Source organism: Bacteroidota bacterium (assembly GCA_020161395.1).
Classification (GTDB): domain Bacteria; phylum Bacteroidota; class Ignavibacteria; order Ignavibacteriales; family Ignavibacteriaceae; genus UTCHB3.
In genome coordinates, this window is record JAIUOE010000005.1 from 339,428 (window position 1) to 364,389 (window position 24,962).

Annotated in this window: 19 protein-coding genes, 2 tRNA genes and 1 rRNA gene; 2 read left to right on the top strand and 20 right to left on the bottom strand. The window is 43.1% G+C overall.

The window, feature by feature from the left end; genetic code table 11:
* Positions 1-19: 19 nt before the first annotated feature.
* The 14 genes from LCH52_10730 to LCH52_10795 all read right to left on the bottom strand — a co-directional run bounded on the left by LCH52_10730 (position 20) and on the right by LCH52_10795 (position 13,754).
* A tRNA-Ala gene (locus LCH52_10730) sits at positions 20-92 on the bottom strand.
* A 58-nt stretch (positions 93-150) separates the two neighbouring features.
* A tRNA-Ile gene (locus tag LCH52_10735) sits at positions 151-224 on the bottom strand.
* 102 nt (positions 225-326) lie between these two features.
* Positions 327-1,851, bottom strand: a 16S ribosomal RNA gene (locus LCH52_10740).
* A gap of 961 nt (positions 1,852-2,812) precedes the next feature.
* Positions 2,813-3,514: a M48 family metallopeptidase gene (locus LCH52_10745; protein MCA0388956.1), complete on the bottom strand. Its 702-nt coding sequence runs from the start codon at positions 3,512-3,514 to the stop codon at positions 2,813-2,815.
* Complete coding sequence (gene cysS, locus LCH52_10750; protein ID MCA0388957.1) at positions 3,511-4,920, bottom strand: cysteine--tRNA ligase; 1,410 nt, start codon at positions 4,918-4,920, stop codon at positions 3,511-3,513. Before cysS ends, LCH52_10745 begins: the two co-directional genes overlap by 4 nt.
* A 137-nt stretch (positions 4,921-5,057) precedes the next feature.
* Positions 5,058-6,071 carry an RluA family pseudouridine synthase gene (locus LCH52_10755; protein MCA0388958.1) on the bottom strand — a complete coding sequence of 338 codons (1,014 nt, stop codon included), beginning with the start codon at positions 6,069-6,071 and terminating at the stop codon, positions 5,058-5,060.
* Positions 6,040-6,849 carry a signal peptidase II gene (locus LCH52_10760; protein MCA0388959.1) on the bottom strand — a complete coding sequence of 270 codons (810 nt, stop codon included), beginning with the start codon at positions 6,847-6,849 and terminating at the stop codon, positions 6,040-6,042. Before LCH52_10760 ends, LCH52_10755 begins: the two co-directional genes overlap by 32 nt.
* Positions 6,779-7,246, bottom strand: a complete 468-nt coding sequence (locus tag LCH52_10765; protein MCA0388960.1) for a hypothetical protein — start codon at positions 7,244-7,246, stop codon at positions 6,779-6,781. Before LCH52_10765 ends, LCH52_10760 begins: the two co-directional genes overlap by 71 nt.
* A 21-nt stretch (positions 7,247-7,267) precedes the next feature.
* Positions 7,268-10,408 carry an isoleucine--tRNA ligase gene (gene ileS, locus LCH52_10770; GenBank protein ID MCA0388961.1) on the bottom strand — a complete coding sequence of 1,047 codons (3,141 nt, stop codon included), beginning with the start codon at positions 10,406-10,408 and terminating at the stop codon, positions 7,268-7,270.
* 24 nt (positions 10,409-10,432) lie between these two features.
* The gene (locus tag LCH52_10775; protein ID MCA0388962.1) at positions 10,433-11,212 is read right to left on the bottom strand and encodes a hypothetical protein; all 780 of its coding nucleotides are present in this window, start codon (positions 11,210-11,212) and stop codon (positions 10,433-10,435) included.
* Positions 11,209-12,033: a purine-nucleoside phosphorylase gene (locus LCH52_10780; protein MCA0388963.1), complete on the bottom strand. Its 825-nt coding sequence runs from the start codon at positions 12,031-12,033 to the stop codon at positions 11,209-11,211. Before LCH52_10780 ends, LCH52_10775 begins: the two co-directional genes overlap by 4 nt.
* A 1-nt stretch (position 12,034) precedes the next feature.
* The gene (locus LCH52_10785; GenBank protein ID MCA0388964.1) at positions 12,035-12,691 is read right to left on the bottom strand and encodes a DivIVA domain-containing protein; all 657 of its coding nucleotides are present in this window, start codon (positions 12,689-12,691) and stop codon (positions 12,035-12,037) included.
* 1 nt (position 12,692) lies between these two features.
* On the bottom strand, positions 12,693-13,373 hold the full coding sequence (locus LCH52_10790) for a YggS family pyridoxal phosphate-dependent enzyme (GenBank protein ID MCA0388965.1): 681 nt from the start codon (positions 13,371-13,373) through the stop codon (positions 12,693-12,695).
* Positions 13,374-13,553: 180 nt separating this feature from the next.
* Complete coding sequence (locus tag LCH52_10795; protein MCA0388966.1) at positions 13,554-13,754, bottom strand: hypothetical protein; 201 nt, start codon at positions 13,752-13,754, stop codon at positions 13,554-13,556.
* A gap of 368 nt (positions 13,755-14,122) precedes the next feature.
* Between LCH52_10795 and pta the strand changes: the two genes are divergently transcribed.
* Complete coding sequence (gene pta / locus LCH52_10800) at positions 14,123-15,109, top strand: phosphate acetyltransferase (GenBank protein ID MCA0388967.1); 987 nt, start codon at positions 14,123-14,125, stop codon at positions 15,107-15,109.
* 82 nt (positions 15,110-15,191) lie between these two features.
* Here the strand turns inward: pta and LCH52_10805 are convergent, their stop codons facing one another.
* Both LCH52_10805 and LCH52_10810 read right to left on the bottom strand, forming a co-directional pair.
* Positions 15,192-15,464, bottom strand: a complete 273-nt coding sequence (locus tag LCH52_10805) for a hypothetical protein (protein ID MCA0388968.1) — start codon at positions 15,462-15,464, stop codon at positions 15,192-15,194.
* Positions 15,465-15,606: 142 nt separating this feature from the next.
* On the bottom strand, positions 15,607-16,086 hold the full coding sequence (locus tag LCH52_10810; protein MCA0388969.1) for a septal ring lytic transglycosylase RlpA family protein: 480 nt from the start codon (positions 16,084-16,086) through the stop codon (positions 15,607-15,609).
* Between the two features lie 339 nt (positions 16,087-16,425).
* On the opposite strand from LCH52_10810, the gene LCH52_10815 reads away from it, so the two are divergent.
* Complete coding sequence (locus LCH52_10815) at positions 16,426-21,360, top strand: hypothetical protein (protein ID MCA0388970.1); 4,935 nt, start codon at positions 16,426-16,428, stop codon at positions 21,358-21,360.
* A gap of 91 nt (positions 21,361-21,451) precedes the next feature.
* Here the strand turns inward: LCH52_10815 and LCH52_10820 are convergent, their stop codons facing one another.
* The 4 genes from LCH52_10820 to LCH52_10835 form a co-directional block, all read right to left on the bottom strand.
* Complete coding sequence (locus tag LCH52_10820; protein MCA0388971.1) at positions 21,452-22,177, bottom strand: response regulator; 726 nt, start codon at positions 22,175-22,177, stop codon at positions 21,452-21,454.
* Positions 22,158-23,255, bottom strand: a complete 1,098-nt coding sequence (locus LCH52_10825; protein MCA0388972.1) for a histidine kinase — start codon at positions 23,253-23,255, stop codon at positions 22,158-22,160. The genes LCH52_10820 and LCH52_10825 overlap by 20 nt, the downstream gene beginning before the upstream one ends.
* A gap of 10 nt (positions 23,256-23,265) precedes the next feature.
* Positions 23,266-24,042: an AMP nucleosidase gene (locus tag LCH52_10830; GenBank protein MCA0388973.1), complete on the bottom strand. Its 777-nt coding sequence runs from the start codon at positions 24,040-24,042 to the stop codon at positions 23,266-23,268.
* A 239-nt stretch (positions 24,043-24,281) separates the two neighbouring features.
* Positions 24,282-24,962, bottom strand: a 681-nt coding sequence (locus LCH52_10835) for a T9SS type A sorting domain-containing protein (protein ID MCA0388974.1), incomplete at its 5' end; no start/stop codon positions are given.

Consider the following 24,962-nt stretch of genomic DNA (forward strand, 5'->3'; position numbering starts at 1 on the left):
ATTTCAAAGAACAACCTTGTGGAGCTAAACGGGATCGAACCGTTAACCTCCGCCTTGCAAGGGCGGCGCTCTCCCAATTGAGCTATAGCCCCTTAATAATCATTCATTAAGGGATTTTCGGTTTTGAGCTTTAGAGAACATCCCAATTTGTGGGCCTGAGAGGAGTTGAACCACTGACCTCACGCTTATCAGGCGTGCGCTCTAACCATCTGAGCTACAGGCCCAAATCTAAAGACCTTGCGGTCCTGAACTCATACAGTATTTAAAGAACATAAAAAAAATGGATACATCCGGGAAGGGATGATAAAACGACGCTGTTCTCTTAGAAAGGAGGTGATCCAGCCGCACCTTCCGGTACGGCTACCTTGTTACGACTTAGCCCCAGTCACCAGTTTTACCTTAAACAGCTCTCTCCTTGCGGTTGAGTCACTGTCTTTGGGTACCCCCGGCTTCCATGGCTTGACGGGCGGTGTGTACAAGGCCCGGGAACGTATTCACCGCGCCATGCTGATGCGCGATTACTAGCAATTCCAACTTCATGGAGTCGAGTTGCAGACTCCAATCCGAACTGAGGCCGCTTTTTAGGGATTGGCTCCATCTTGCGATTTTGCAGCCCGTTGTGGCGGCCATTGTAGCACGTGTGTAGCCCTAGGCGTAAGGGCCATGCGGACTTGACGTCATCCTCACCTTCCTCACTACTTGCGTAGGCAGTTCCATTAGAGTGCTCGGATTGCTCCGGTGGCAACTAATGGTAAGGGTTGCGCTCGTTGCGGGACTTAACCCAACACCTCACGGCACGAGCTGACGACAGCCATGCAGCACCTGTACTTATGCCCTTGCGGGAAAGCTGCTTTCACAGCCGGTCATAAGCCTTTCAAGCCTAGGTAAGGTTCTTCGCGTTGCATCGAATTAAACCACATGCTCCACTGCTTGTGCGGGCCCCCGTCAATTCCTTTGAGTTTCAACCTTGCGATCGTACTTCCCAGGTGGAGTGCTTAATGCGTTAGCTGCGACACCGAAAAAATCCGGCATCTAGCACTCATCGTTTACAGCGTGGACTACCAGGGTATCTAATCCTGTTTGCTCCCCACGCTTTCGCGCCTCAGCGTCAGTTATGGACCAAGAAGCAGCCTTCGCAATTGGTGTTCTTCCAGATATCTACGTATTTCACCACTACACCTGGAATTCCGCCTCTCTCTTCCACACTCAAGTACAGCAGTATCAATGGCAGTTTTGCAGTTGAGCTGCAAGATTTCACCACTGACTTGCTATACCGCCTACGCGCCCTTTACACCCAGTGAATCCGGACAACGCTTGCCCCCTACGTATTACCGCGGCTGCTGGCACGTAGTTAGCCGGGGCTTCCTCTGAGCATACAGTCATCCAAATTAATAATCTGTCTTTCGTCTGCTCTCACAGGAGTTTACGATATAGAATACCTTCATCCTCCACGCGGCGTTGCTGGGTCACACTTTCGTGCATTGCCCAATATTCCTCACTGCTGCCTCCCGTAGGAGTCTGGACCGTGTCTCAGTTCCAGTGTGACTGATCATCCTCTCAGACCAGTTACTGATCGTAGCCTTGGTGTGCCATTACCACACCAACTAGCTAATCAGACGCAAGCCTATCCCAAGGCGGTAAACCTTTAACAACATATCCATGCGGATCCGCTGCATTATGAGGTATTAGCGCCGATTTCTCGACGTTATTCCTTACCTTGGGGCAAGTTACTTACGCGTTACGCACCCTTGCGCCACCATCAGGTCAGATTGCTCCTTCCTTCAAGTTGACTTGCATGTGTTAGGCACGCCGCCAGCGTTCGTCCTGAGCCAGGATCAAACTCTCCGTTGTAAATTGATTGTAAGCCTTTATAACAGTTTTTGTCATTCTATCATCTGACTTCCGCCAGATGCATCCATTATGTAAAAGAACATTTTTTCGTTTGCTGAATTTTTCAGAAACGGGCTTCTAACTTACGAAAAACTTCCTATTCAAGTCAAGCAAATTAAAAATTAATTTTACTTTTTTTTAATAAAAACTTTTTCGTGTCAGTACCGCCCGGTTAAGCGTCATTCAATATGTTTAAGAACTAAAAATAAACAGTCTTCAAACTTACGACTTTTTCAAATTCTGTGCAAGAGCAAAATCAAATATTTTTTATTTTTTTTGCTTTTTCTTTGGCAGTTGCCTCGTTTGCGCACATTCAGTATGAAAAGAACTTAAATAATTCTAAAAATTTGAGCCACTAATAAAAGGGTTTTCCTCGTAATTTCCAAATTATTTCTTCATTATTTTTTATTTTTTTTGAATCATCTCTGCTTTTAAGCCGGATTTTGCGAGTCCGGATACCTCTGCTCTGGCAGGTTTCATCCCTCTAATTTTATGTTATTATTACATGTTAGCTCTTATTTGCGTGTGGGTTTAAGAGGTTGAAAATCTTTTTGATAAATCCTGCCGGAGCAGCTTGTTTAACAAGCTTGTATGTTACAGACCGGGCTGGATTAATATAAAGTAAAAAGGAGATGGGGTATGGTTTCGTATAGAATCTGTACGATGAATTTGAAAATTGATGAAATTTACAGATGGGACAACGACAGAAAATTTTTGAAGTTAACTCGAGAATCAGGTTGACCGGCGTAATATTTTCTCATATAACCCCTCGGGAGCAAGGTCAATTTCGTTATTCCAAGAGATTGTGCGGTAAGACAATCGAGGACGATTGTCGCTCCTCTTCAGATTTACTCAAACCTCTTTTCTGTGGTTAAACCCAACAGGCTATTTTTTCAGCCTTCAAAAATTCAAACTTCATACCTCAAACATCAAACTTCAAAGAATGTATTCTTTTTCTAAGTTCCAGATAGTTGGGGAGGATTTTTCTGAGTTCAGCGTGGAATCTGGCTGAATGGTTCATTTCCTTGAGGTGGCAGAGTTCGTGGATGATCACATAGTCGATGAGTTCGGGTTCCAGAGCCATGAGCATGGGAGAGAGGAAAATTTCCTTTTTCATTGTGCAGAAGCCCCACTTCCCCCGCATCTTTTTTACTCTGACAAGATTTGGCTTAAAGCCGTGTTTCGCTGCAAGATGCTCCGTACGGGGTATCAGATATTTGGCGGCTGTTCCCTGGAGGAATCCCTTAAAGAGCTCTGCTGTGGTCTCTCCGGCACCCTGAGGGCTTTCAATGGTGAGTTCTGAAGTGTCGCGATTGAAATTTACGACATGCTTCCTGAGGAAAAGATTGTAGTGATGGCTCACTCTTATCTCTTCCCCAAAAAGTTTGTATGGTGATTCCTCTTTTTTAATGAGGAGGTGGAGGTGTTTTTCGAGAAATTTCTTCTTTGATTCGAGAAAATTTCTTGCCTCTTCAAATGAACCCCTCTCGGGAATAACCAGTTCAAAGAGACCATACTGATTAATTCTTATGGCTACGCTCTTCGCCCTTTTACTCCTTCTTACAGAACAACGGATTTTGTTGCCAGCGATCTCAATTTCGAGCAAATCGGCGTGCGGTTTCATCTGTTCTTTTTGTAGGTGGAACCCTCTTTGGTATCCTGCAGGGTTATTCCCAACGCATTCAGTTCATTTCTGATCTTGTCTGAAAGAGCAAAATTCTTTTCTTTTTTTGCCTCGATCCGGAGTTTGATCAGCAGTTCGATCAGTTCATGTTCCAAACCTGCGTCAGCAGTTTCAGCTTTCTCTGTGCGAAGAATTCCTAGAACACCCTCGGCAGTCTTTTTCAGGAATTCAAGGGCTCCCTCATAAAACTCCCTGGATAAACCCTGTCCGGATGCAATTGTGGTGTTAACTTCCTTTATAAAATCATAAACTACCGCAATTGCCTTGGGCGAGTTGAAATCGTCATCCATTGCATCTTTAAATGCCTCATAACTTTTGCTGAAATCGTACTCGAGCGGACTCGAAGCCGGTCCCGAAGCAAGTCCCTGTTTAAGGTTCTCGAAAAGATTGTTGAGTTTTTCCAGACCTCTGTCTGCACTTTCCAAAGCCTCGGCGGTGAAGTTAAGTGGCGAGGCATAATGAGTCTGTGCATAAAAGAAGCGAAGTGTCTCCGGTTTATATTTTTTAACCATGTCTCTCAGATTAAAAACATTACCGAGTGATTTCGACATTTTTTCATTGTCAATGTTCAAGAATCCGTAATGCATCCAGAACCGGGCGAACTGTTTCCCCGTGGCACCTTCACTTTGTGCAATCTCGTTTTCATGGTGCGGGAAGATCAAATCACTGCCACCGGCATGAATATCAAATGTTTCACCGAGATGTTTGCATGACATCGCCGAGCATTCGATGTGCCAGCCGGGTCTTCCCTTGCCCCATGGACTTTCCCATGACGGTTCGCCCGGTTTCGCCGATTTCCAAAGAGCAAAATCGAGCGGACTTCTCTTAATCTCGTTCACTTCCACACGGGAACCTGACTCAAGATCGTCTATATTCTTTCCCGAAAGTTTTCCATAACCCGGAAACTTACTGATTTCATAGAAAACATCACCGTTTACCTCATAAGCTTTTCCGTTTTTTATCAAAGCCTCAATCATGGCTATGATTTCAGGAATGTGTTCCGTCGCTCTTGGATTCACATCCGCACGCAATAATCCGAGCTTGTCGATATCCTCGAAAAAAGCGTCCGAAAACTTTTTCGCCACTTCGGTAGAATCGATTCCGAGAGCATTCGCCTTGTTTATGATCTTGTCATCAATATCAGTCAGGTTCATGGCAAACTTCACCTTGTACCCTGAATAGATCAGGTATCGCCTGACAATATCAGACATCACAAAAGAACGGGCATTTCCAATATGGAAATAATCATAAACCGTTGGTCCGCAGGAATAAACCGTAACATTTGGTGGATTCAACGGAATAAATTCTTCTTTTTTTCGCGTAAGCGTGTTGTAAATTTTTAACATATCAGTATCTCATGTTTCCAAAATTAAAAGGAATTGATATTAAACCAGATGGTAATTCGCAAAGGATGAAAATCAACCACAGAGCACACCGAAAACTCAGAGAACAAAAAAATCCGTGTTGATCCCTACAATCCGTGTCATCCGTGTTCTATTCTCATCATTTTGCCTTCACCCTTCAGCCGTCTGATAAGCAACTGAATATCAGCCGGCAGTTCCGAATCGAAACGCATAAATTCTTTGGTATGCGGATGAATGAACCCGAGGGTTTTAGCGTGGAGTGCCTGCCTCGGCATCATTTCAAGCAGGTTGTCGACCCTCGCCCTTATTCCGGGAAGCTGATCGCCGTATCTTATAACCCTTCCGCCGTAAAAGTCATCGCCAAAAATCGGATGTCCGGTCCCGCTCAGATGAACCCTGATCTGGTGGGTTCTTCCCGTCTTTAATTTCAAACTTAGAAGTGTGGCGAAATCATACTCCTCAATCACTTCATAAAAAGTGTGCGCAAACTTTCCCTCATTCTCAGTCATGGTAAAAAGTTTTCTGTCCCTCTTGCTCCTTGCAATATATGACTGAACTTCCCCTTTTTTCTCTTTGAAAATGCCCCATGCAACAGCCTGATATTCTCTTTCTATCGTATGAGCGGAAAACTGTGCGGCGAGCCTGTGATGGGTTATATTATCTTTTGCTATAAGGAGCAGGCCACTTGTGTCTTTGTCTATTCTGTGAACGATTCCCGGTCTTGTTGCCGGGTCGTTAATATCACTTAGTTTCTGATTGTGGAAAAGGAGCGCGTTTACAAGAGTCCCTGTGTAATGCCCGATTGAGGGGTGAACAACAAGTCCCGGTGGCTTGTTTATTATAAGCAGATACTGGTCTTCAAAAACAACATTTATCGGGATATCTTCAGGTTCAGCAACTTCGGGTCGGGGGGCAATTGGAAGGGTAAGAATAATTTCATCCCCCGGATTCACCTTGTAGTTTGACTTTATTATCTTCCCGTTTGCGGTTACGAGCCCTGCTTCAATAAGTTTTTGGATTCTGGTGCGGGTTGCATTCTCAACGGAATTGGCAAGAAAAGTATCTACCCTCTCCTTTTTTTTCCCGTCAGGAATATCATATCTAAAGATCTTTTCGGTTATTATCTTCGACATCTGCAGGTTTCTCAGCCTTTACTTCAACCGGTTCTTCTGAAATACTGATCTGTCTGGCGGTCGCTGCCGGTTTTTCATCCATTTCTTCAGCAGTGCTTCCTGTCTCTTCGGAAATGTCGCCGGCTTCAGATTCAATTGCCTTTTCTTTATGCTCTTTTCCGTAAAAAATGAAAAGAACGGCTACTCCGAGAGAAACCGCCACATCCGCAATATTAAAGATCGGGAAACTGTCAATGTAATAGCCGAAAATCTTCACATCAAACACTACATGGAAGAAGTCAACGACATGCCCGTAGAAAAGCGGAGCATATCCGTAAAGCACTCCATAAAATACCCTGTCGATCATGTTTCCGATGGCACCACCCAAAATCAGGGCGAGACCAACAGCGGCACCCCTGTTCTCTGAGGCGATCTTGTCGATGTAGTAAATGATGAATCCGCCTGCAAAAAATGAAACAAGCGAAACAAGTACTTTTACGATGGGATTAAGTTCTATTCCAAACGCAATCCCTTTGTTTTCCACGAAAGTCAAACGGAAAAAATTCCCGAGCACGGGCATAGTCTGCCCAAGATACATTCCGTCGTATTCAATTCCGAGGAAAGGTATTGAAAACCCCTTCACTGCCAGTTTGGTTATCTGGTCAATTACAACGAGTATAAATGCAAAACAGATTAACTTTCGTGCGAACTTGTCGCTGATAAAATTCTTAATACGGTTTCTTCTTCTTTTCTTGTTTGATCTTGATCGGGAGACAATGCTGACTGTGAGGCACGGCAAGGAGTCTCTCCTTTGGAATCAGAGGACATGTCTCGCATAGATTCTGAGGCTCATCAATACATTCAACACACAATCCGTATGTGCCTGCATCAATCCTCTTTAGTGCTTCATCAAGATAGCCAAGAAATTTTCCTTCGCGCTGCGCGTAAAGAAATGTTTTTTCACGCTCCATGGCATCAGTTCCCTGTTCTGCCATGTGGAGAGAGTAGGGTGAATTCTCGTTGATATACTCTCCTGTAGTCGGGTCCATCATTCTGTCGCGTAAATTTTGTAACTGAACGATGATCTCGTCTCTTTTTTCAAGTATTACAGCGCGGAATTCTTCCAGCTCTTCTGTAGTATATCTTGTTTTTTTGGGAGAAGTGTTTTCTCCGCCCGGAACTTTGGTTTCTTCCATTGGAATCTCCTGTTCGTATCCTTATGATTTGTTAATTTCGATTAAACAGGCAAGCTCGCCGATTTTCCACTCCTGTTTATAACCTGAGTTAAGCTCACCTGTGTTCAATTCCTCGGCTAATGTTTCACCCTGTATGTATGACTGAAAATTGCCGACAGCGGTCTTTAGTTCCAAATCACCTGAATAATTAATTCTGATTTTATCGGTAACTTCGAACCCGGCATCTTTTCTCATGTTTTGCACACGGTTCACAAACTCTCTTGCGATACCTTCCTCTTTCAGTTCACTGGTTATCTCAGTGTCAAGAGCAACGGTGAATGAACCTTCAGATTCCACGAGCCAGCCTTCAATTTCTGTACTTATAATTTCGACATCAGAGGGTGCCACTTCAATTTCACCACCGGCAACCGAAATATACACATTGTCTCCTTTGGAAAGGATGGAAATCTCTTTATTGCCAAATTCTCTTATCGCTGCTGCTACGGGTTGCACACCCTTGCCGTGCTTGGGTCCGAGTGTTTTGAAGTTCGGTTTTGCTGTTTTTTTCACAATTCCCGAATCATCGGTCAGAATTACAAGTTCTTTGATGTTTACTTCCTCAAGCACCACATCTTTCATCGTCTCCAATGGTTCTTTCAAATCACCCGAGACTGCAACCATTATTTTCTTTAACGGCTGTCTTACCTTAAGATTGTGTTTCGCCCTCATGGAACGGGTAATGTAAACCACTTTCTGAACGGCTTCCATCTTCGCCTCAAGGTCAGTATCGATATATGTTACCTGCGGGTAGAAGCAAAGATGCACAGATTCCGGTTGTCCACTTTCAGCCGCAGTCAGTCTCTGATACAAGTCTTCTGCCATAAAAGGTGCAAACGGTGCGATCAATTTTGAAACTGTCATTAGGCACTCGTGCAGTGTCTGATAAGCCGAAAGCTTTGCTTCCGTAAGCTCTGATTTCCAGAATCTTCTTCTGCTCCTTCTAACATACCAATTAGAAAGTTCATCTATTGTATAACTCATCACAGCCCTTGCAGCTCTGGTTACATCATAGGCATCCATCGAGGTTTCATACTCTTTTACGAGTGTGTTCAACTTTGATATTATCCATCTGTCGATCTCGGGTCTCTTTGTGTAATCAACGAGCGGCTGATCATTCACAAACTTGTCAATATTGGCATACAGCGAGAAGAAAGAATATGTATTGGCAAGTGTGCCAAAAAACTTGCGTTGAATGTCGCCGAGGTCTTCTTCATTAAAGAGGGTCGGTTTCCATGGCGGATTGTTTGCCACGAGATACCAGCGGGTTGCATCAGCACCATATTTGTCAAACAGCATGAAGGGATCAACCGAATTGCCGCGGCTCTTCGACATCTTTTTCCCCTCCTTATCGAGGATCAGATCGTTCACCAGAATGTTTTTGTATGCAGGTGAATCAAAAAGCATCGTCGAAATAGCATGAAGTGTATAGAACCAGCCTCTCGTCTGATCAATACCCTCGGAAATAAAATCAGCAGGGAAATTTGCCTCGAACCACTCCTTGTTTTCAAACGGATAGTGATACTGTGCAAATGGCATCGCACCTGAATCGTACCATACATCTATCAGCTCGGGTGTTCTCCTGAAAACCTTGCCGTCCTTTTCAAATATTATTCTGTCCACAAAAGGTTTGTGAAGATCGACTGATTCCAATTCTGAAACGGGTGTCCGTTTTCCGTCGTGCTCGTAAATGCCCTGTTTCAGTTCTTCGATGCTGCCAACTGCGAACATCTCCTTTCCGTCATCGGTTACCCAGATCGGAAGTGGTGTCGCCCAGTATCTGTCTCTCGAGAGAGCCCAGTCCTTGTTGTCCTCGAGCCAGTTACCAAATCTTCCTGAACCAATCTCGGGTGGTGCCCAGTTGATGGTTTTATTCAGTTCCACCATCCGGTCAGCAACTGAAGTGGTTTTTATGAACCACGATTCCCTTGCATAATATATAATGGGGACATCGTCAAACCGCCAGCTAAATGGATATGAGTGCTCGATGGTCTCTTTTTTATAGAGTTTCCCTTCGGCTCGCAATTTTTGTATAATTCCGTTGTCCGCATCCTTGACAAACTGATCTGCAAAGTCAGTAACCTCGGCAGTGAATCTTCCACCACGGGTGACGGGTTGCAGCATCGGCAATCCATAAACTTTTGAAATTTCATAGTCATCCTGACCAAATGCAGGTGCGATATGTACAATACCGGAACCGTCTTCCGTACTTACAAATCCGGCATTGATGGTGTAGAAAGCCTTTTTGTCAGGGGTTACATATTCCATCAACTGTTCATAATCTGTTCCCGCCAGATCCTTGCCAAGGCAGCTTTCAAGAATCTCATAGTCTTCACCGAGAACCGAAAGTCTCTCTTTTGCAAGAACAATTTTCTTCTCTTTGTGTAATACTTTTACATACTCCACTTCGGGTCCAAGTGCCAGAGCAACATTCGAAATAAGCGTCCAGGGGGTTGTTGTCCATACGAGAAAATGGAAATCCTGATCCTTCGCTTTAAAAAGGACATAAACTGACGGATCTTTTGTCATCCTGTAACCAAGTGCAAGTTCATGGCTCGAAAGCACCGTCTCTGCTTTTGGGTCCTGAGGAACTATCTTGTAATCTTTAAATATAAGTCCCTTGTCGAAAAGAGTTTTGAGCGACCACCATACCGATTCGATGTATTCATTTGTACAGGTTACATAAGCCGACTCCAGGTCAATCCAGTAGCCCATCCTGTCGGTCATCTTCTCCCACAAGTCTTTGTAAGTAAAGACAGAGTGACGGCAGGCATCATTGTATTTTTCAACGCCGAATGCTGGGATATCCGATTTGCTCTTTATCCCGAGCTGTTTCTCAACTTCAATCTCAACAGGTAAACCATGTGTATCCCAGCCGGCTTTCCTGTGTACCTGATATCCCTGAAGAGTTTTGTAGCGACAGATCAAATCCTTCAGCGTTCTCGCCATTACATGGTGAATGCCCGGCTTGCCGTTTGCTGTCGGGGGACCTTCATAAAAAGTAAAACTTTTATCCGCAGGTCTCGACTCAACCGATTTCTCAAATATTTTCCGGTCTTTCCAGAATTCAAGAACTTCACTCTCTATTTCAGGATACTTAAAATTCTCAGGATATGGCTTATACATCTTTTCTGTTATCTCTTTTCTTTATTACGACTGCTTTTTATACTGCTCAAGTAAATTCTTTTCGGTATAAATCAGCATTTTTATTTCGTTTTCAAGTTTTTCTTTTTCCTGCTGTTTCTTCAGCACTTCCTGTTCGGCGTTAAACCTGATTTTCTCCGCTTCAAGCTTCGCCGATTCAATAATAAGGTCTGCATTTTTTTCAAAAAATGTAGCTCCAAATATAGGGTCTTTTTCTGAATCTTCATGCGAAATTTCTTGTGACCCTGATTCAACGGGCTTGTATTCCACTACCGGAGATTCTCCCTCGGATTCAAAAGTCTCCACGGTTTCTTCCTCAACCCGCTCCTCAGCGATCTCCTCTTTAACACTAAACTTAAGAGTTGGCGTCTTTTCACCTGCAGGCTCTTCATCTGCTTCCGTTTCGGAACCGGCGAGACGGAGTGTACTGCTGTTTCTTCCGAATAGCACAAATGACGAGACAATCACCCCGTTTATTGCTGCATTTACAAGATATCTGAAGGTTTCCGTGTCAGTGGTTTTCCTGACAGTGAAGAACATCTCGTGGCTTATTGCCCCGAGTATCCCCAACAGCATCCCGGTCAAAGCGAAAAGAAAAGAAGTCCTTCTGTCGAACCCCTCTCCAATCAACCATCCCGCAACAAATGAGGCTATCAGCAAAACGAATACTCTTGAGTAATATACAGAATCAACTTTGAAAACCCCGTCAAGGAAGTATGCCGAACTTGCAGCAACTGCAACCGAGAGAATAAAGCCGACTGTTCCGACAAATTTTCGTGTTGTCATTTTATTCTTCTAATTACCTCTGTAAATATTTTGGTCACTCTCGGCTCTGCGACTGCTGCCGCGTCGAGCATCTCCTGAAGTGTAACCGGTCTGAGGGATTCAGGGAAACACTCATCTGTCACAATACTCATTCCCAAAACTCTCATTCCCATATGATTCGCGACTATATTCTCGGGAACGGTTGACATTCCAACCACATCAGCACCTATAGCCCGTAAAAATCTGTACTCGGCTCTCGTCTCAAGATTTGATCCCGATACAGCAACATAAACTCCCTTATGAAGTTTAATTTTGTTATCAAGCGCAACATCTTCAGCCAAAGCTATCAACTCACGGGAATATGGCTCGCTCATGTCAGGGAATCTTGGTCCAAACTCGGTGAAGTTTTTCCCGATCAATGGATTGTCTCCCAGAAGATTGATGTGGTCAACCATGATCATCAGGTCGCCTCTCCTGTAATTGGGATGCATACCGCCGCAGGCATTCGAAACAAACAGAGTGTGCACACCCAGGAATTTCATTACCCTCACCGGCAGCGTGATCTGCTGCATCGTGTAACCTTCGTAGTAATGAACCCTCCCCTGCATCGCAACAACTTTCTTCCCAAATATGGTACCAAAAATAAGTCTTCCTTTGTGCGAATCAACAGTAGGAAGTGGGAAATTGGGGATATCTTCATAATCAAGTGTGAACTCTATTTCAATTTCTCTCGCCACACCTCCCAGACCGGTTCCCATAATTATACCAAATTCATAGTTCCCGGTTGTTTTTGTTCTGATAAATTCAACGGCTTCTTTTACTTTTTCCAACAGATTTGTCATTTTAGTCTTCCACAATATTATTTATATCAATTTTATCCGAACTTCCCGTAAAGAAAAGCTCCGACAGTTTTTTTCGTTTTTCTTCCTCAGAAACTGCAGTATTATTTCCCTGCTTCTCCGGCTGTTCAATCTCTTCCCTGACAGGGAGATGGTCAATAAAGCCGGCTTCTTCAACTGTTTCGACTTTATCCGCCGCATTATCAGCCGGCGGAACCGGTGTTGTTTCTCCAATCACAGATTCCTGTGTCTCTATTATTGCAGAGAGTCTTGCGAGTATATAAGCCCTTCTTTCTTCCAGTCCGGCAATATGCTGTTGCAGTTCGATCGCTTTTTGCTGAGAATCCGCCAACAGCTTCTCTGCCTCCAGCTCAGCATGTCTCACTATCTCCGCAGCCTCTTCATGCGCTTTTTGAAGTGCCGTTCCGGAAGATTCCTGGGCAGCAATCAAAGCCTTCTGCAAACTGTCTTCTATGGTTTTGTATCTCTCCACATCGAGATTAAGATGATCTATTGTTCTCCGGAGAGTCTCATTCTCTTTGATGGCAGATTCCACCTCATCGGCTACTTTCTCAAGAAAGTCTGTTACTTCCTTTGTGTTGTAGCCTCTTATTTCTTTCGAAAACTCCTGCCGTTTGATGTTTACGGGTGATAATTTCATTCTAATTTCTTTCACCAAAAATGGCTGTGCCAATTCTTAAAAAAGTCGTTCCTTCTTCAATTGCTACATTGTAATCCCCTGTCATCCCCATCGAGAGCTCTTTCAAAGATGTGTAACCCGACCTGATCAGTTCATCACGAAGCACCCTTGTTCTCACAAAGGCATCCCTTATTATGGTAATGTCATCAACAAAAGGAGCCATGGTCATCAGACCCGTAACCGAAATGTTATCCATCCGCGATGCCGCTTCAGCAAGCGAAAAAATTCCCTCAGCCTCACTTCCCGATTTGGTCGCTTCAAAAGACGACTTGAATTCAAGAAATATCTTCTGAACCACTCCTTTTTTCTCTGCCTGCTTCTGAATTTCGGTGAGAAGTTTCAATGAATCAACCGAATGGATGTATTCAGCGTTCCCTGCAACATACTTCACTTTGTTGGTTTGAAGTGTACCAATATAGTGCCAGACAATATTTTCTGAAGAAAGTTCAGCATATTTGTCCCTGAATTCCTGGGCGTAATTCTCCCCGAAATGGATCTGACCGGCTGAAATCGCCTCGCGAATCCGGTCTGTTCCAAATAATTTGCTTACTGCAACCAGAGTAACTGAATCTGCCTCCCTGCCTGTTGCAAGACATTTGTTGGCAATCAGTTCTCTTAAATATTCTAAGTTTTTTCTAATCATAATAAATAAGTCCGCTAAATTAGAATTTTCCCGGCAATTAATCAATTGTTTTTTGGATTTTGGAAAAGTTGAGAGAGGGAGAAGGGATTAAAACAGTTTAAAATGATAAAAGCGGGATGAACCCGCTTTTATCAGACTTATAATCATCAAAAAGATTACAAGAAATATTCTCCTGAGAGATTATTTTTTCTTTGTTTCTTCTTTTTTGGTGGTGTCAGCTTTTACAGTGGTGTCAGCTTTAGCAGTTGTGTCAACTGTTGGTGCTGGAGCTTCAACTTTTACTGAATCAGTAGCTGGTGCAGCTTCTTTCTTTTTTCCACATCCTGTAAGAACGAACATTACTGGTAACAAGAGAACGAGACCGAATTTCACGATTTTCATTTATTTACTCCAATGAGTTTGGTTAAGAATTAAGTGTTTGATTTTTTGTAAAATTTTGCTTTTTGAAGAATGTCAAAAAACTACAGTGGAAAAATACGATGCTTGAAATCGTTGCGCAATAGCTGTGACATCTTTTTACAATTCCTTGACTTTAAGCGACAATTGCAATACTTTTCCACCCGTTTTAGTCGCATATTTTTAATTTTCACAGCTTTAAATTTGCGAAAAAATCTGTGAATAACAAAAAATAATCTCATACCTGTGAATTATCCCGGATTTTTGGGAAACTGTTCCGATGCGATAATGAATGATTCTTCACAATTCGTTAATTTTAAGTTGTCTTTAAATTATTTTATTTGGAATGAAAAATGAGTGAACTCGAATTATTAGTAAAAATCAGGGAAAACGCTGCCCGTAAAAAGCGTACAATCGTCCTGCCGGAATCGCATGACGAGAGAGTCCTTAAGGCTGCTGAAATCATCACCCGCGAAGGTATCGGAAATGTAATTACACTCGGCAACGAAGAGAAGATAAGAACCTCAGCCGCTGCACTTGGTGTAAATCTTACAGGTGTCAGGATAATCGATCAGGAAAAATCGGAAAAACTCAGCGACTTCACCAACATCTTCTACAATCTTCGTAAACACAAAGGAGTGACCATCGAAGAAGCACGCGAAACGATGAAAAGAGATATATTCTTTGGTGCAATGATGACACGGGAAGGTATGGCTCAGGCAAGCGTAGCCGGTTCAACGGCTTCCACCGGTGATGTAATGCGTGCAGGTATCCTTTGCATCGGTACAAAAGAGGGTATCTCAATTGTCTCAAGTTTCTTCCTTATGGTTTACCCCGAGATTACATACTCTTTTGGTGACTGCGCAGTGGTTCCCGATCCTGATGCTGCCCAGCTCGCGGATATCGCCATCTCAACTGCTGACAACCATAAAATCCTGACGGGTGAAGAACCTTACATAGCCATGCTCTCCTTCTCAACCAAAGGAAGTGCAAAACATAAACTTATTGACAAGGTTCTTGAAGCCACTTCAATCGTAAAAGCGAAAAGACCTGATCTGAAGGTTGATGGAGAACTCCAGTTCGATGCCGCTATTGTTGAAGGTATCGGCAAGAAAAAAGCTCCGGGCAGTGAAGTGGCAGGAAGAGCAAATGTTCTGATCTTCCCCGATTTACAGGCGGGTAATATTGGTTACAAAATAGCACAAAGACTCGGAAAAGCAGAAGCTGTCGGACCTGTAGTTCAGGGTCTGAAACTCCCCTTCTTCGATCTCAGCCGCGGTTGCAGCGTCGAAGACATCGTTAATACTTCGGCTATCGCTCTCCTGATGGCGGGCAACTAACCAAATATCATTTTTCAGGAAGAAGTGACCACACCGGAACTCAACCGGTAAACTCCCTTCTTCCTGTTAAATTTTGTGAGCACTACTTCCCTATCTTGTCCAGCTCTTTTTGTACTTCATCCATTTTCTCATCAAGCTGCTTCTTCTTCTGATCAAACTGCTTCTTCAGTTTCTCTTTTTCTTCTTTCACTTTATTTGAGTCGAGCAGATCGTTCAGCGAAAGGGTATCCCTCTCCTTAACTGTGTCTTCTGTCTTTGTGCTGTCCTTTAAGGGGGACCCCTCTTCTTTTTTTGCTTTGCACCCGGTAATTACAACCGCTGCCAAAAGCAATATCACAACAAGTGAATATTTCATTATCTTTCTCCGAATCTTTTATTGTTTGACCGTTCTTTTTCTTTGACTTCTTAAAGTCTGAAATTGTTGCTGTCAAAATTATGAATGTTTAAAATAAAAAAACCCGCCTTTTTTACGAGACGGGTTTTTATTAGCTTGTTTGCTAAATCGTAGATAATACCGGAGTGTTGAATCCATTTACCTTAACTGTTTCTATAGTCACATTGGCTACGCCTGCATCTATCATGTCCAATGCCCTGGCTGCTCCTTTTGAGAGATCAAGCTCGAGACTGTAATGTCCGGGACCTCTGTCTGTAACTGTAATTATAACGGACTTGCCGTTTGCTTTGTTTGTTACCCTCAATATGGTACCAAATGGGAGCGTTCTGTGTGCTGCAGTAAATTTCTCCTGATCAAATACTGCACCGCTTGCGGTCATCCTTCCATGGAAGCCGGGCCCGTACCAGGTAACTTTCGCGTCTTTAGGATTCGAGAATTCAAGAATTGAAGAATATTTCCTGACAAGCTCTGCAGATTTTGCAGGGATTTTCGAAAGGGAAGATTCTTCAGCTTTTGCTTTCGGATTTTCAACACTAAAACCGGTTAATATCAAGAGCAACACAAACAAGAATGATTTAAGCACTTTGCTCAAGTATAACCTCATTATTTTTAAGAACATTTTATTTTTATGATGCAAATGTATCTGAAGCCGTTTCCCCTCTTCAATGAAAAATCACATTTTTTGGCTCATTTATGAGGTTCCCGAATAATCGAACAATTTGGTCTTAAAGTCGGTTTCGTTGTCCCCAAACTTAATCAGACACTTAAACTTTTTTATTATAACAGGTTAGAGTCTTCATCATAATTTTTTCTCTCCTGATTCTTTTATTACCTTATTCTGACAATCTCAAATTTTTTAGCTATCTTTCGGGCACAAATCTGTCAGTTAATGAGTATAAAAAAATAAAAACGAGAGAATAAAATGTCCGGAAAAAGATTTTTTTCAATTTTTGCTGCTCTTTTGATGGCAGCCGCTGCATTTGCGGGTTTCAAAATACAGGACTCGAAGGAACAGCCTGCCATGTTCAGACTCGCTGCAAATGGGCAATTCAAACCCGGTGACACAGTCAATTTTCAGATTGTGAACAACACCGAGGATGAGAATTTTCAATTCACTGTCTACACAGTCTCAAAAGAATATGAATTCATCAGTGAATATCTCGCAACGAGAGCTTACGGCAGATTTGACATCTGGATGAAAGATGGCACCTACCTCAAGTTCATGGACAAAGTGAGGGAATTCAGCAAGATAGTGACTCCGAGCGGAAGTTATTATTACGATGCCACCACGGTTTCGGCAGGTGTGTTCGATAAACCCGGCATATATATTATTAAAGCATTCAATTCAGGCAAAGTTGCCTACCTTCCGGTCTATGTCTCGGCAAAAATGATGATTGTAAAAAAAGGAGAGAACAACCTTCTTGCATTTACAACGAACGCTGAAACAGGTGAAATCCTTATTCCCGAAGCCACTACTCTTTATGCAGGCGGCAGCAAGATTGCATCTGTTACCCCCGGTAAAGACGGTCTTTCAATGATGGATCTGAAAGGAGTTTCAGCGAAAGAGAACGCCAGCAGCCTCATAATTTCTAAAGTTGAAGGTGAACTCGTTTATTCCGATCCCTACATCTTTTTCGGACAGGGTGAAGGCAAAAGATATTTCTCATCAATTTACACCAATCAACCCGTCTATCGCCCCGGTGCAGTGATTAATTATAAAGGTATCATCCGTTACCGTGAAGACGGTGAGATGGGTGTACCTTCAAAAGAAAAGGTTTCTGTTAAAATAACCGATCCGGCAGGCACTGAAGTATTGAAAGAGGAACTTCTTCTCGACGATTTCGGATCCTTCTATTCCTCTTTCAAAACCAATGCATCGTTCAAACCGGGTACATATTACATTAATGCCCAATATGGTGAGAACTACTTCTACTCTTCCTTTTCAATTGAGGAATACAAAAAACCTGAATTCCGTGTAGCCGTTAATACTGAGAAATCGTCCTTCTTTAATGGTGAGGAGATAAAAGGGAAAGTTCAGGCAGATTACTATTTCGGGCAACCTGTTGCAGGTGCAACTGTAAAAATAAGAGTTATGAGAAAACCTTACCGTGTGCCATGGTGGCTTGGAAGTGAGTATGCCTGGTACTATAAGGCATGGTATCCTTATGATTATGGAAATTACGAATATCTGAAGGAAATTACCGGTACTTTAAACAGCGACGGATCATTCGCCTTCTCCTTCAATTCCATAAATGATTCAGTGGCAAGTTATACTTACTCATTTGAAGCCAATGTTACAGACCAGTCACTACGCGAAATCAAAGGGTCTTCTTCGGTCACTGCCTCGGTTACTGATTTTATTGTGACTGCAGGTTCGAGCCGGTATTTTGTAAAACCGGGATCAGAAGTGTCGATAACCGCCAATTCTTATAACTTTGACCTCACTCCTGTTTCGAAGGAATTGTCAGTCGTCATAAACAAAACCACTTACATCGAAAATAAGCCACTGACAGAGACAGTCTACAAAACAGAAGTAAAAACCAACGACAAAGGTCTTTCTTTCATTAATTACACTCCGCAATCGGAGGGTTACTATACCGTCATGGTCTACGGAAGAGGCTCAAACGGAAGATCCACACTCGATGAAACCTCTTTCTATTGCTTCTCGGGAAGTGGCTGGTACTGGTATGGCGAAAGACAGGAAGCCAAAATCGTCACCGACAAGGAAACCTATATTGCAGGTGATACCGTTAAAGCAATGGTCTTCCTTCCGGGGAAACCACAGGCTGGAGTTATCACAATAGAGCAAAATTCAATTATTAAAGCCGAAGCGATAAAAATCGTCAATGGTTATGGTGAATATTCATTCATCGCCGACAAAAAATACTATCCGAGCTTTAATATCTCATTCTCCGGAGCTTTCAACTCCACCTTCGTTTACGCTTTTAAAAAGGTCGGTGTCATAAACGAAGAGGCTAAACTTGATGTGAAGATCAACCCTTCAAAATCGAAGTACAAACCGGGCGAAGAGGCTGAATACCTGGTGAAGGTTACTGACAACAACGGCAGACCCGTTAAAAACGCACAATTGTCTTTTGGTTCGGTGGATGAAGCCATTTATGCGATCAAAGCAGACAACACACCTTCTCTTTATGAGTCTTTTTATAAAGACGAATACTACTACACTCAGACCACAAACTCACTTGAAGGAAAATACGGTCAGTCTGTCAGCAGACCGGTCTCTCTCCTTGACACTAAATATTCAGCCGAAGATCCTGCAAAACCAGGTTCAGGAACTTCTTCACTTGAAGTTAAATTCAAGACAGCAGATAAGGAAAGTCTGGAAGATAAAACAATCGAGATACTCATAACCAATGGTTCCATTATACGGAAAGGGGGAGTGGATGGAATAAACTTCACCCGTTTTACGAATCTGCCCGAAGGAGAATACGATATTTGTCTCTCTTTGGTCAATGTCGTATATCCGGTTAAAAAAGTGGTGCTTGCCAAAGGTAAAAGCACCTCTGAAGAGATTTATCTTGATCCCTACAAAGAAGAGATGGAGTTTTATTTTTCAGGTTACCTCGGAGGCGGAATGGTAAATAAAACCATGTCAGCCGATGGTGCCGCAATCGAAGAAAAATCGTCTCCCTCTCCTCCATCCACAAGAGACGGTGAAAAGGAAGTGGTGGTCAGGGAAAACTTCAGTGATGCACCTTACTGGAATCCCGCAGTAATTACCGACGGAAGTGGTGAAGCCGAAATTTCCTTCAAACTTCCCGACAATCTTACTTCTTGGAGATCCACAGTTAAGGTTATTACCAAAAACACATTCACAGGCGACGCCATCAACAATGTCTTTGCAGCCAAAGACCTCATGATCCGGCTCGAAACGCCCCGGTTCTTTAAGGAAGGGGACACGACAACCATAATCGCCAATATTCACAATTATCAAAGTTCTGAAGCAAAAACAAAATTTAAATTCAATTTTACAAATCTTACTCCCCTTTCGTTTGAGGTAAAAGGGGTGGTTGCGTCGAAGAAATCTGCCAATTCGTTTGAAGCACCAATTCCAACAAAGGGACTTGCAACTGTCGAAATAAAAACAGTAATACCTTTTGTTAATTACACCAGCGAAATATATTTCGAAGCTATCTCAGACCAGGAATCTGATGCCGTGAAAATCACGGTACCTGTCATCCCCATTGGAATCAAGGCAGTCAATTACCTCAATTCCATTTTACAGACCAGCGACAATGAAAAGACCGTCGAGTTTAATATCCCTCAGGGTGTAAACCTCAAAACGGTGAATCTGTCTCTTGCCCTAAGTCCCACTTTGGCTACTTCACTTCTCCATTCTCTTGATGGACTCGTGGATTATCCATATGGCTGTGTAGAGCAAACGATGAGCAGATTTCTCCCTGCTCTCATAACCGCAGGCACTCTGAAGCAATTAAATGTCCCGATCAGCTCTTCAACACTGGAAAAACTTCCGGATGTTATTGATAAAGGACTCGCAAGGCTTTACGATTTCCAGAATCCACAGGGCGGCTGGGGCTGGTGGAAAAATGATCCTGTTAATCCTTATATGACAGCTTATGTAATGTATGGATTCAACATGGCTCAGAAACTTGGTTACAAAGTCGATCAAAACAGCTACAAAGCAGGTTTCAATGCATTGACCGGACTTCTGCAGGAAAAAAATGTGGACAGGGTTACCGCAGCCTACATTGCATGGGTTTATTCTGAATGCGAACCGTCTGCCAAAAAGAATCCTGTCTTCAACAAGTTGATCGACGAGCTGCTTGCCGACTCCCTGAACCCCTATGCTACTGCAATTCTCGGACTGACTTACAACACCACAGGTGACAAGAAAACAGCATCAGCAGTCCTCCAGAGATTGATGAAGTCCGCTCAGGAAGATCAGAACTTCATCTCGTGGGGAAGGGATAAATATTACTCATGGCAGCAGGATAAAGTGCAGTCCACAGCTTTTGCTCTAAAACTTCTGCTCGCAGTCGATCCGAACTCACCTGCAATCATCAAAGCGGTAAGAACACTGATCAGGGAACAAAAAGGAAAAGGCTGGCATTCGACCCAGCAGACAGCGACAGTTGTTTTCGCCCTGACTGACTATCTGAAAATGACAAATGAGCTTGAACCCGACTTTTCTGCTGAAGTATTCATAAACGGGAAACAGGTCAGAAAAACCTCATTCGAGAAGGACAGACTGGCTCCCGAGGATGCCAATATCAAATTGAACTTTGCTGCATTCCCATTTGTCCACGGAAAGAACACCATAAGGATAGTAAAAAAAGGAAAAGGTACTCTTTATGCCGGTGCCGATATCGAGCTCTATTACCCTGATATCTCTTTTGTGAAAGAACAAAATTTCACCATCACAAAAGAAGTTTTCAAACTGACTGAAACAAGGGCTGGAAACAGCATCATTTATAAGAAGTCGAACCCCGAAAAAGTTAAGTCAGGCGACCTTCTTCTTGTTAAAGTGAAAGTAAAAACCAACAGAAGTGACGATCAGTACATGATGGTTGAGGATATGTTCCCCGCCGGCTTCGAAGTGGTGAAAGATGACAACCTCTACAATATCGAAGGTGAGTCATCATACACAGGCTACTGGCCCGGCTACTGGAACTGGTTCTATGCCGACAAGGAAATTCGTGATTCGAAAATAACCTGGTTTGTTACATACGCACCTCAGGATATGGAATTTACTTACATAATCAGGGCACAGGTTCCGGGATACTACTCCTCTGCTCCCGTGTACGCCGGATTGATGTATTATCCCGAAATAAGAGGCTACGGACCGAGAACGCTCTTCCGAGTGCTCCCAAACTAAACGGTCTTAAACAAACAAAGGGCACACATAATAAATCATTGATTCTTATGTGTGCCCTTTAATATTTTACATTCAAAGGAATGAGGTGCGGTTACAGTGAAAGCATCTCTTTAAATTTAATCGACTGCCTTCTCGAAACTTCAACCTTCTTGCCGTCTTTCATCTTCACAAGCAGACCGCCGTTGAGCCACGGCTCTATGTTCTCGATATATTTAAGATTGATGATATGCTTCCTGTTTGCCCGGAAAAATGTGCGGCTGTCCAGTCTCTCATCAAGATAATTGAGGGTTTTAAGTATTAATGGTTTTTGATCCCTGAAAAACAATCTTACATAATTGCCTTCCGACTCGAAAAGTCTGACTTCTTCAAGTTTCACAAACCAGCATCTGTCACCGTCTTTTACAAAAACCTGATCTTCGGCTTTCAACTGCTTGCTTGCATATCGGAGCTCAAGTTCTTCATCCTCTTTTTTCTCGAGCTTTATCTTCTTCAATGCCTCGGTCAGTCTTGCCGGATCTATCGGTTTAAGAAGATAATCGAGAGCGTTAAATTCAAAAGCCTTAATTGCATATTCATCATAGGCAGTAGTGAAAATCACCCGGGGCGACCTGTCAAGTTCTTCCAAAAGATCAAATCCGGTCTTCCCCGGCATCTGAATGTCAAGAAAAATAACATCAGGGTCGTGAGCCTTTATTTTTTCGACTGCCTCATCCACATTCGCAGCCTCATCGAGAATCTCCACTTCTGGATGTTCTGAAAGAAGCCGCCTTAACTCATTTCTCGCTAAACGCTCGTCATCAACGATAATAGCTTTCATTTTCTATTCCTCCGGTTGGGATTTTTATTTCTGCTCTTACTTTTCCGTCCTGTTCCGATATATTGAACGAAGCCTTCTCACCATAGAGGATCGAAAGGCGGTTCTTTGTATTTGCCAGCCCGAAACCTTTCGAGTCTGCCATCAATTTATCGTCAAGTGAACCGGAATTTAAAATAATTAAAACAAGATCATCTTTTTCTTTGTAAGCCCTGATTTGTACTTCCCCGCCTTTGGGAAGTTTTGATACCCCGTGCTTTATGCCGTTCTCCACCAGCGTTTGTACCATCATCGGTGGTATCTCAACAAAATTGACAGAGGGATCAACCTCTATCGAGAATCTCAATCTCTCTTCATATCTTACCTGCTCAAGCGAAAGGTAGTCGTTAACGGTACGGATTTCATCTTCGAGGGGAACCGTCTCGCTCCTCTCTATATTAAGAGAATATCGAAAAATGTTCGAAAGCTGTGTAATCGATTTTTTGGCTTTTTCAGGGTCCTCCTCTATCAAAGCCCTTATTCCGTTCATCGCATTGAACATGAAGTGGGGGTTCAACTGCGATTTCAAAGCCTTCAACTCAAAATCCTTCACGGCTGCTTCCCATATCAATCGCTCGATTTCAACTTTCTGGAAATTCTCGAAAAAATGAATCGCAAAATAGAGAATGGACCAAAGCAGCACTATTATCGAGAGATTGATCCAGTTTATCAAGATGTTGGGAAGTGTAAAAATGTCCCGGATTGTTTCCCCTGCAAGAAGAAATATTGCCGCTACCAACAGGAAAATGAGTATCGCCACCGTTATGGAACCAAGAAAAACTCTGGGGGCAAGAGCTCTTGGTTCAAGGTCCGCCCAGCCATATATCCTGATTATCTCTCTGTAGATATGTGTAAACAGAACTCCCGATATTGTCAGAGTCGGAATTATGAGATAAAGGAACCTGTCGGTGGATTCGGAAATATTTCCGTCAGCGCGGGCTGAAAGTACAATCAGCAGATTCAGGAGGGAGTAACCGCCCCATCCTGATAATTGGGAGACCCAATAAACTTTCTGTCGACTGTCCTGCAGGAAGTTTCTCATTTTCAGCCGTTTATTGATATGTAAAATGCTTAATCTGCTCCCCTTTTATTCCAAGATCCGTCATCGCTTCTATCCCGAGTTCCAAATGCAATGCAGCAAACTTTCTCGTAACTTCCTTGTCCGACTCTTCAGTCTTAATTCCCTCAGGCAACATCGGTGTATCCGAGACCAAAAGCAGGGCACCCCTTGGAATCTGGTTCACAAAACCAACCGTAAAAAGGGTGGCAGTCTCCATATCAATTGCAATGGCATTTATCTCCTGAAGATATTCCTTAAACTCTTCATCCCACTCCCAAAGCCTCCTGTTGGTGGTGTAGATAACGCCGGTTCTGTATTCCAGATCCCGTTCTACAATTTTCTGAGAAACAAATTTGTGAAGCTTAAAGGAAGGAAGTGCCGGCACCTCAGGAAGTGCATAATCATTGCTCGTTCCCTCTCCCCTGATTGCAGCAATCGGAAGAATAAAATGCCCCAGTTCAGTCGATCTTTTTAATCCTCCACACTTCCCCAAAAAGAGGACTCCGGAAGGTTCGACAGCACTTAGCAAATCCATCACAGTGGCTGCATTCGCCGAGCCGATACCAAAATTTATGATCGTCAACCCGTCGCTGTTTGTGGCGGTTTGCATCGGCTTTCCGATTCCCTCAATTTCACAATTAAACTTTTGTGCAAACGCCTCCACATAATTGTGAAAATTGGTCAGCAAAAAATATTTCCCAAACTTCTCAATCGGTGTGCCTGTGTACCTGGGAAGCCAGTTTTTCGCTATCTCTTTTTTAGTGATCATTTGGTTGAGAGCCGGATAAATTTAAAAAATCTAATTTAGCAAGTTAATATTTTTAAAGCAAACTTGCACCTGTGGTCTATTTGCTTTTAATCTTTATGGTTCCGAAACTGACCTTTAAACATAAATATTACAGTCGTTATTTTCAGATAAAGCAAAAAAAGGCTGCCCCTCTCGAGGCAGCCTTAATGATTTAACATTCTGGTGCGGGCTTTTCAGCAATCAACCTTCATTCCTCAGCCCTATTTAAGCAGCAAAGCTTTCATCGTTTTGGAATAAGTTGTCTTGCTCTCAAGCGATTGGGCTTCAAGGCGGAAAATGTAAACTCCGGATGAGAATTTGGTTCCATTGAATCTCTTCTCATACAGACCCTTTTCCATCTCGCCCGACGCAAGTTCCACCACCTTCTGGCCCGTGATGCTGTAAACCATCAGCGTTATACTGCTCTTCTCCTTAAGTGAGAATTTTATCACTGTTTCAGGGTTAAAAGGGTTGGGGTAGTTGTTGTACAGGTTGTACTCGTAAACCACCGTCTCCGGCTTGCTGCCTCCGGGGTGTTGTTTCCCCATGGGTTTGTTTGCAGGGTTACCCTCCGGCAGTTCACTGAACAGCAGGTTTGCCATCTTCGTGTATTCCGATCCGGGATGGTTCCCGTTCAGGTATGCAAGCAGTGGTGCCACTTTGCCGGCTGTATCTATCACTCCGCCGGGGTTGTACTTCTCCTCAAGAAGATTGTTGTAGATCGTCATAACCAGTTCACTGTTATCCCCGGCTCCGTTCATCTTGTTGTTCCCGGCATTCAGGATTTCCTGTTTGTATGTAGCCATGTTTTCCGTGTCAATGTTCATTAAGAGCATTGTGGTTGCTTTAAAGAGATTTCCGGTCTGCCTGATCCTTAAGAGACCGGTTATCAAATCCTGAAT

Bases quoted from the DNA above. Each gene is read 5' to 3' on its own strand.
- LCH52_10745 (MCA0388956.1), bottom strand. From the start codon at position 3,514: ATGAAACCGCACGCCGATTTGCTCGAAATTGAGATCGCTGGCAACAAA.
- cysS (MCA0388957.1), bottom strand. From the start codon at position 4,920: ATGTTAAAAATTTACAACACGCTTACGCGAAAAAAAGAAGAATTTATT.
- LCH52_10755 (MCA0388958.1), bottom strand. From the start codon at position 6,071: ATGTCGAAGATAATAACCGAAAAGATCTTTAGATATGATATTCCTGAC.
- LCH52_10765 (MCA0388960.1), bottom strand. From the start codon at position 7,246: ATGGAAGAAACCAAAGTTCCGGGCGGAGAAAACACTTCTCCCAAAAAA.
- ileS (MCA0388961.1), bottom strand. From the start codon at position 10,408: ATGTATAAGCCATATCCTGAGAATTTTAAGTATCCTGAAATAGAGAGT.
- LCH52_10775 (MCA0388962.1), bottom strand. From the start codon at position 11,212: ATGACAACACGAAAATTTGTCGGAACAGTCGGCTTTATTCTCTCGGTT.
- LCH52_10780 (MCA0388963.1), bottom strand. From the start codon at position 12,033: ATGACAAATCTGTTGGAAAAAGTAAAAGAAGCCGTTGAATTTATCAGA.
- LCH52_10785 (MCA0388964.1), bottom strand. From the start codon at position 12,691: ATGAAATTATCACCCGTAAACATCAAACGGCAGGAGTTTTCGAAAGAA.
- LCH52_10790 (MCA0388965.1), bottom strand. From the start codon at position 13,373: ATGATTAGAAAAAACTTAGAATATTTAAGAGAACTGATTGCCAACAAA.
- LCH52_10795 (MCA0388966.1), bottom strand. From the start codon at position 13,754: ATGAAAATCGTGAAATTCGGTCTCGTTCTCTTGTTACCAGTAATGTTC.
- pta (MCA0388967.1), top strand. From the start codon at position 14,123: ATGAGTGAACTCGAATTATTAGTAAAAATCAGGGAAAACGCTGCCCGT.
- LCH52_10805 (MCA0388968.1), bottom strand. From the start codon at position 15,464: ATGAAATATTCACTTGTTGTGATATTGCTTTTGGCAGCGGTTGTAATT.
- LCH52_10815 (MCA0388970.1), top strand. From the start codon at position 16,426: ATGTCCGGAAAAAGATTTTTTTCAATTTTTGCTGCTCTTTTGATGGCA.
- LCH52_10820 (MCA0388971.1), bottom strand. From the start codon at position 22,177: ATGAAAGCTATTATCGTTGATGACGAGCGTTTAGCGAGAAATGAGTTA.
- LCH52_10825 (MCA0388972.1), bottom strand. From the start codon at position 23,255: ATGAGAAACTTCCTGCAGGACAGTCGACAGAAAGTTTATTGGGTCTCC.
- LCH52_10830 (MCA0388973.1), bottom strand. From the start codon at position 24,042: ATGATCACTAAAAAAGAGATAGCGAAAAACTGGCTTCCCAGGTACACA.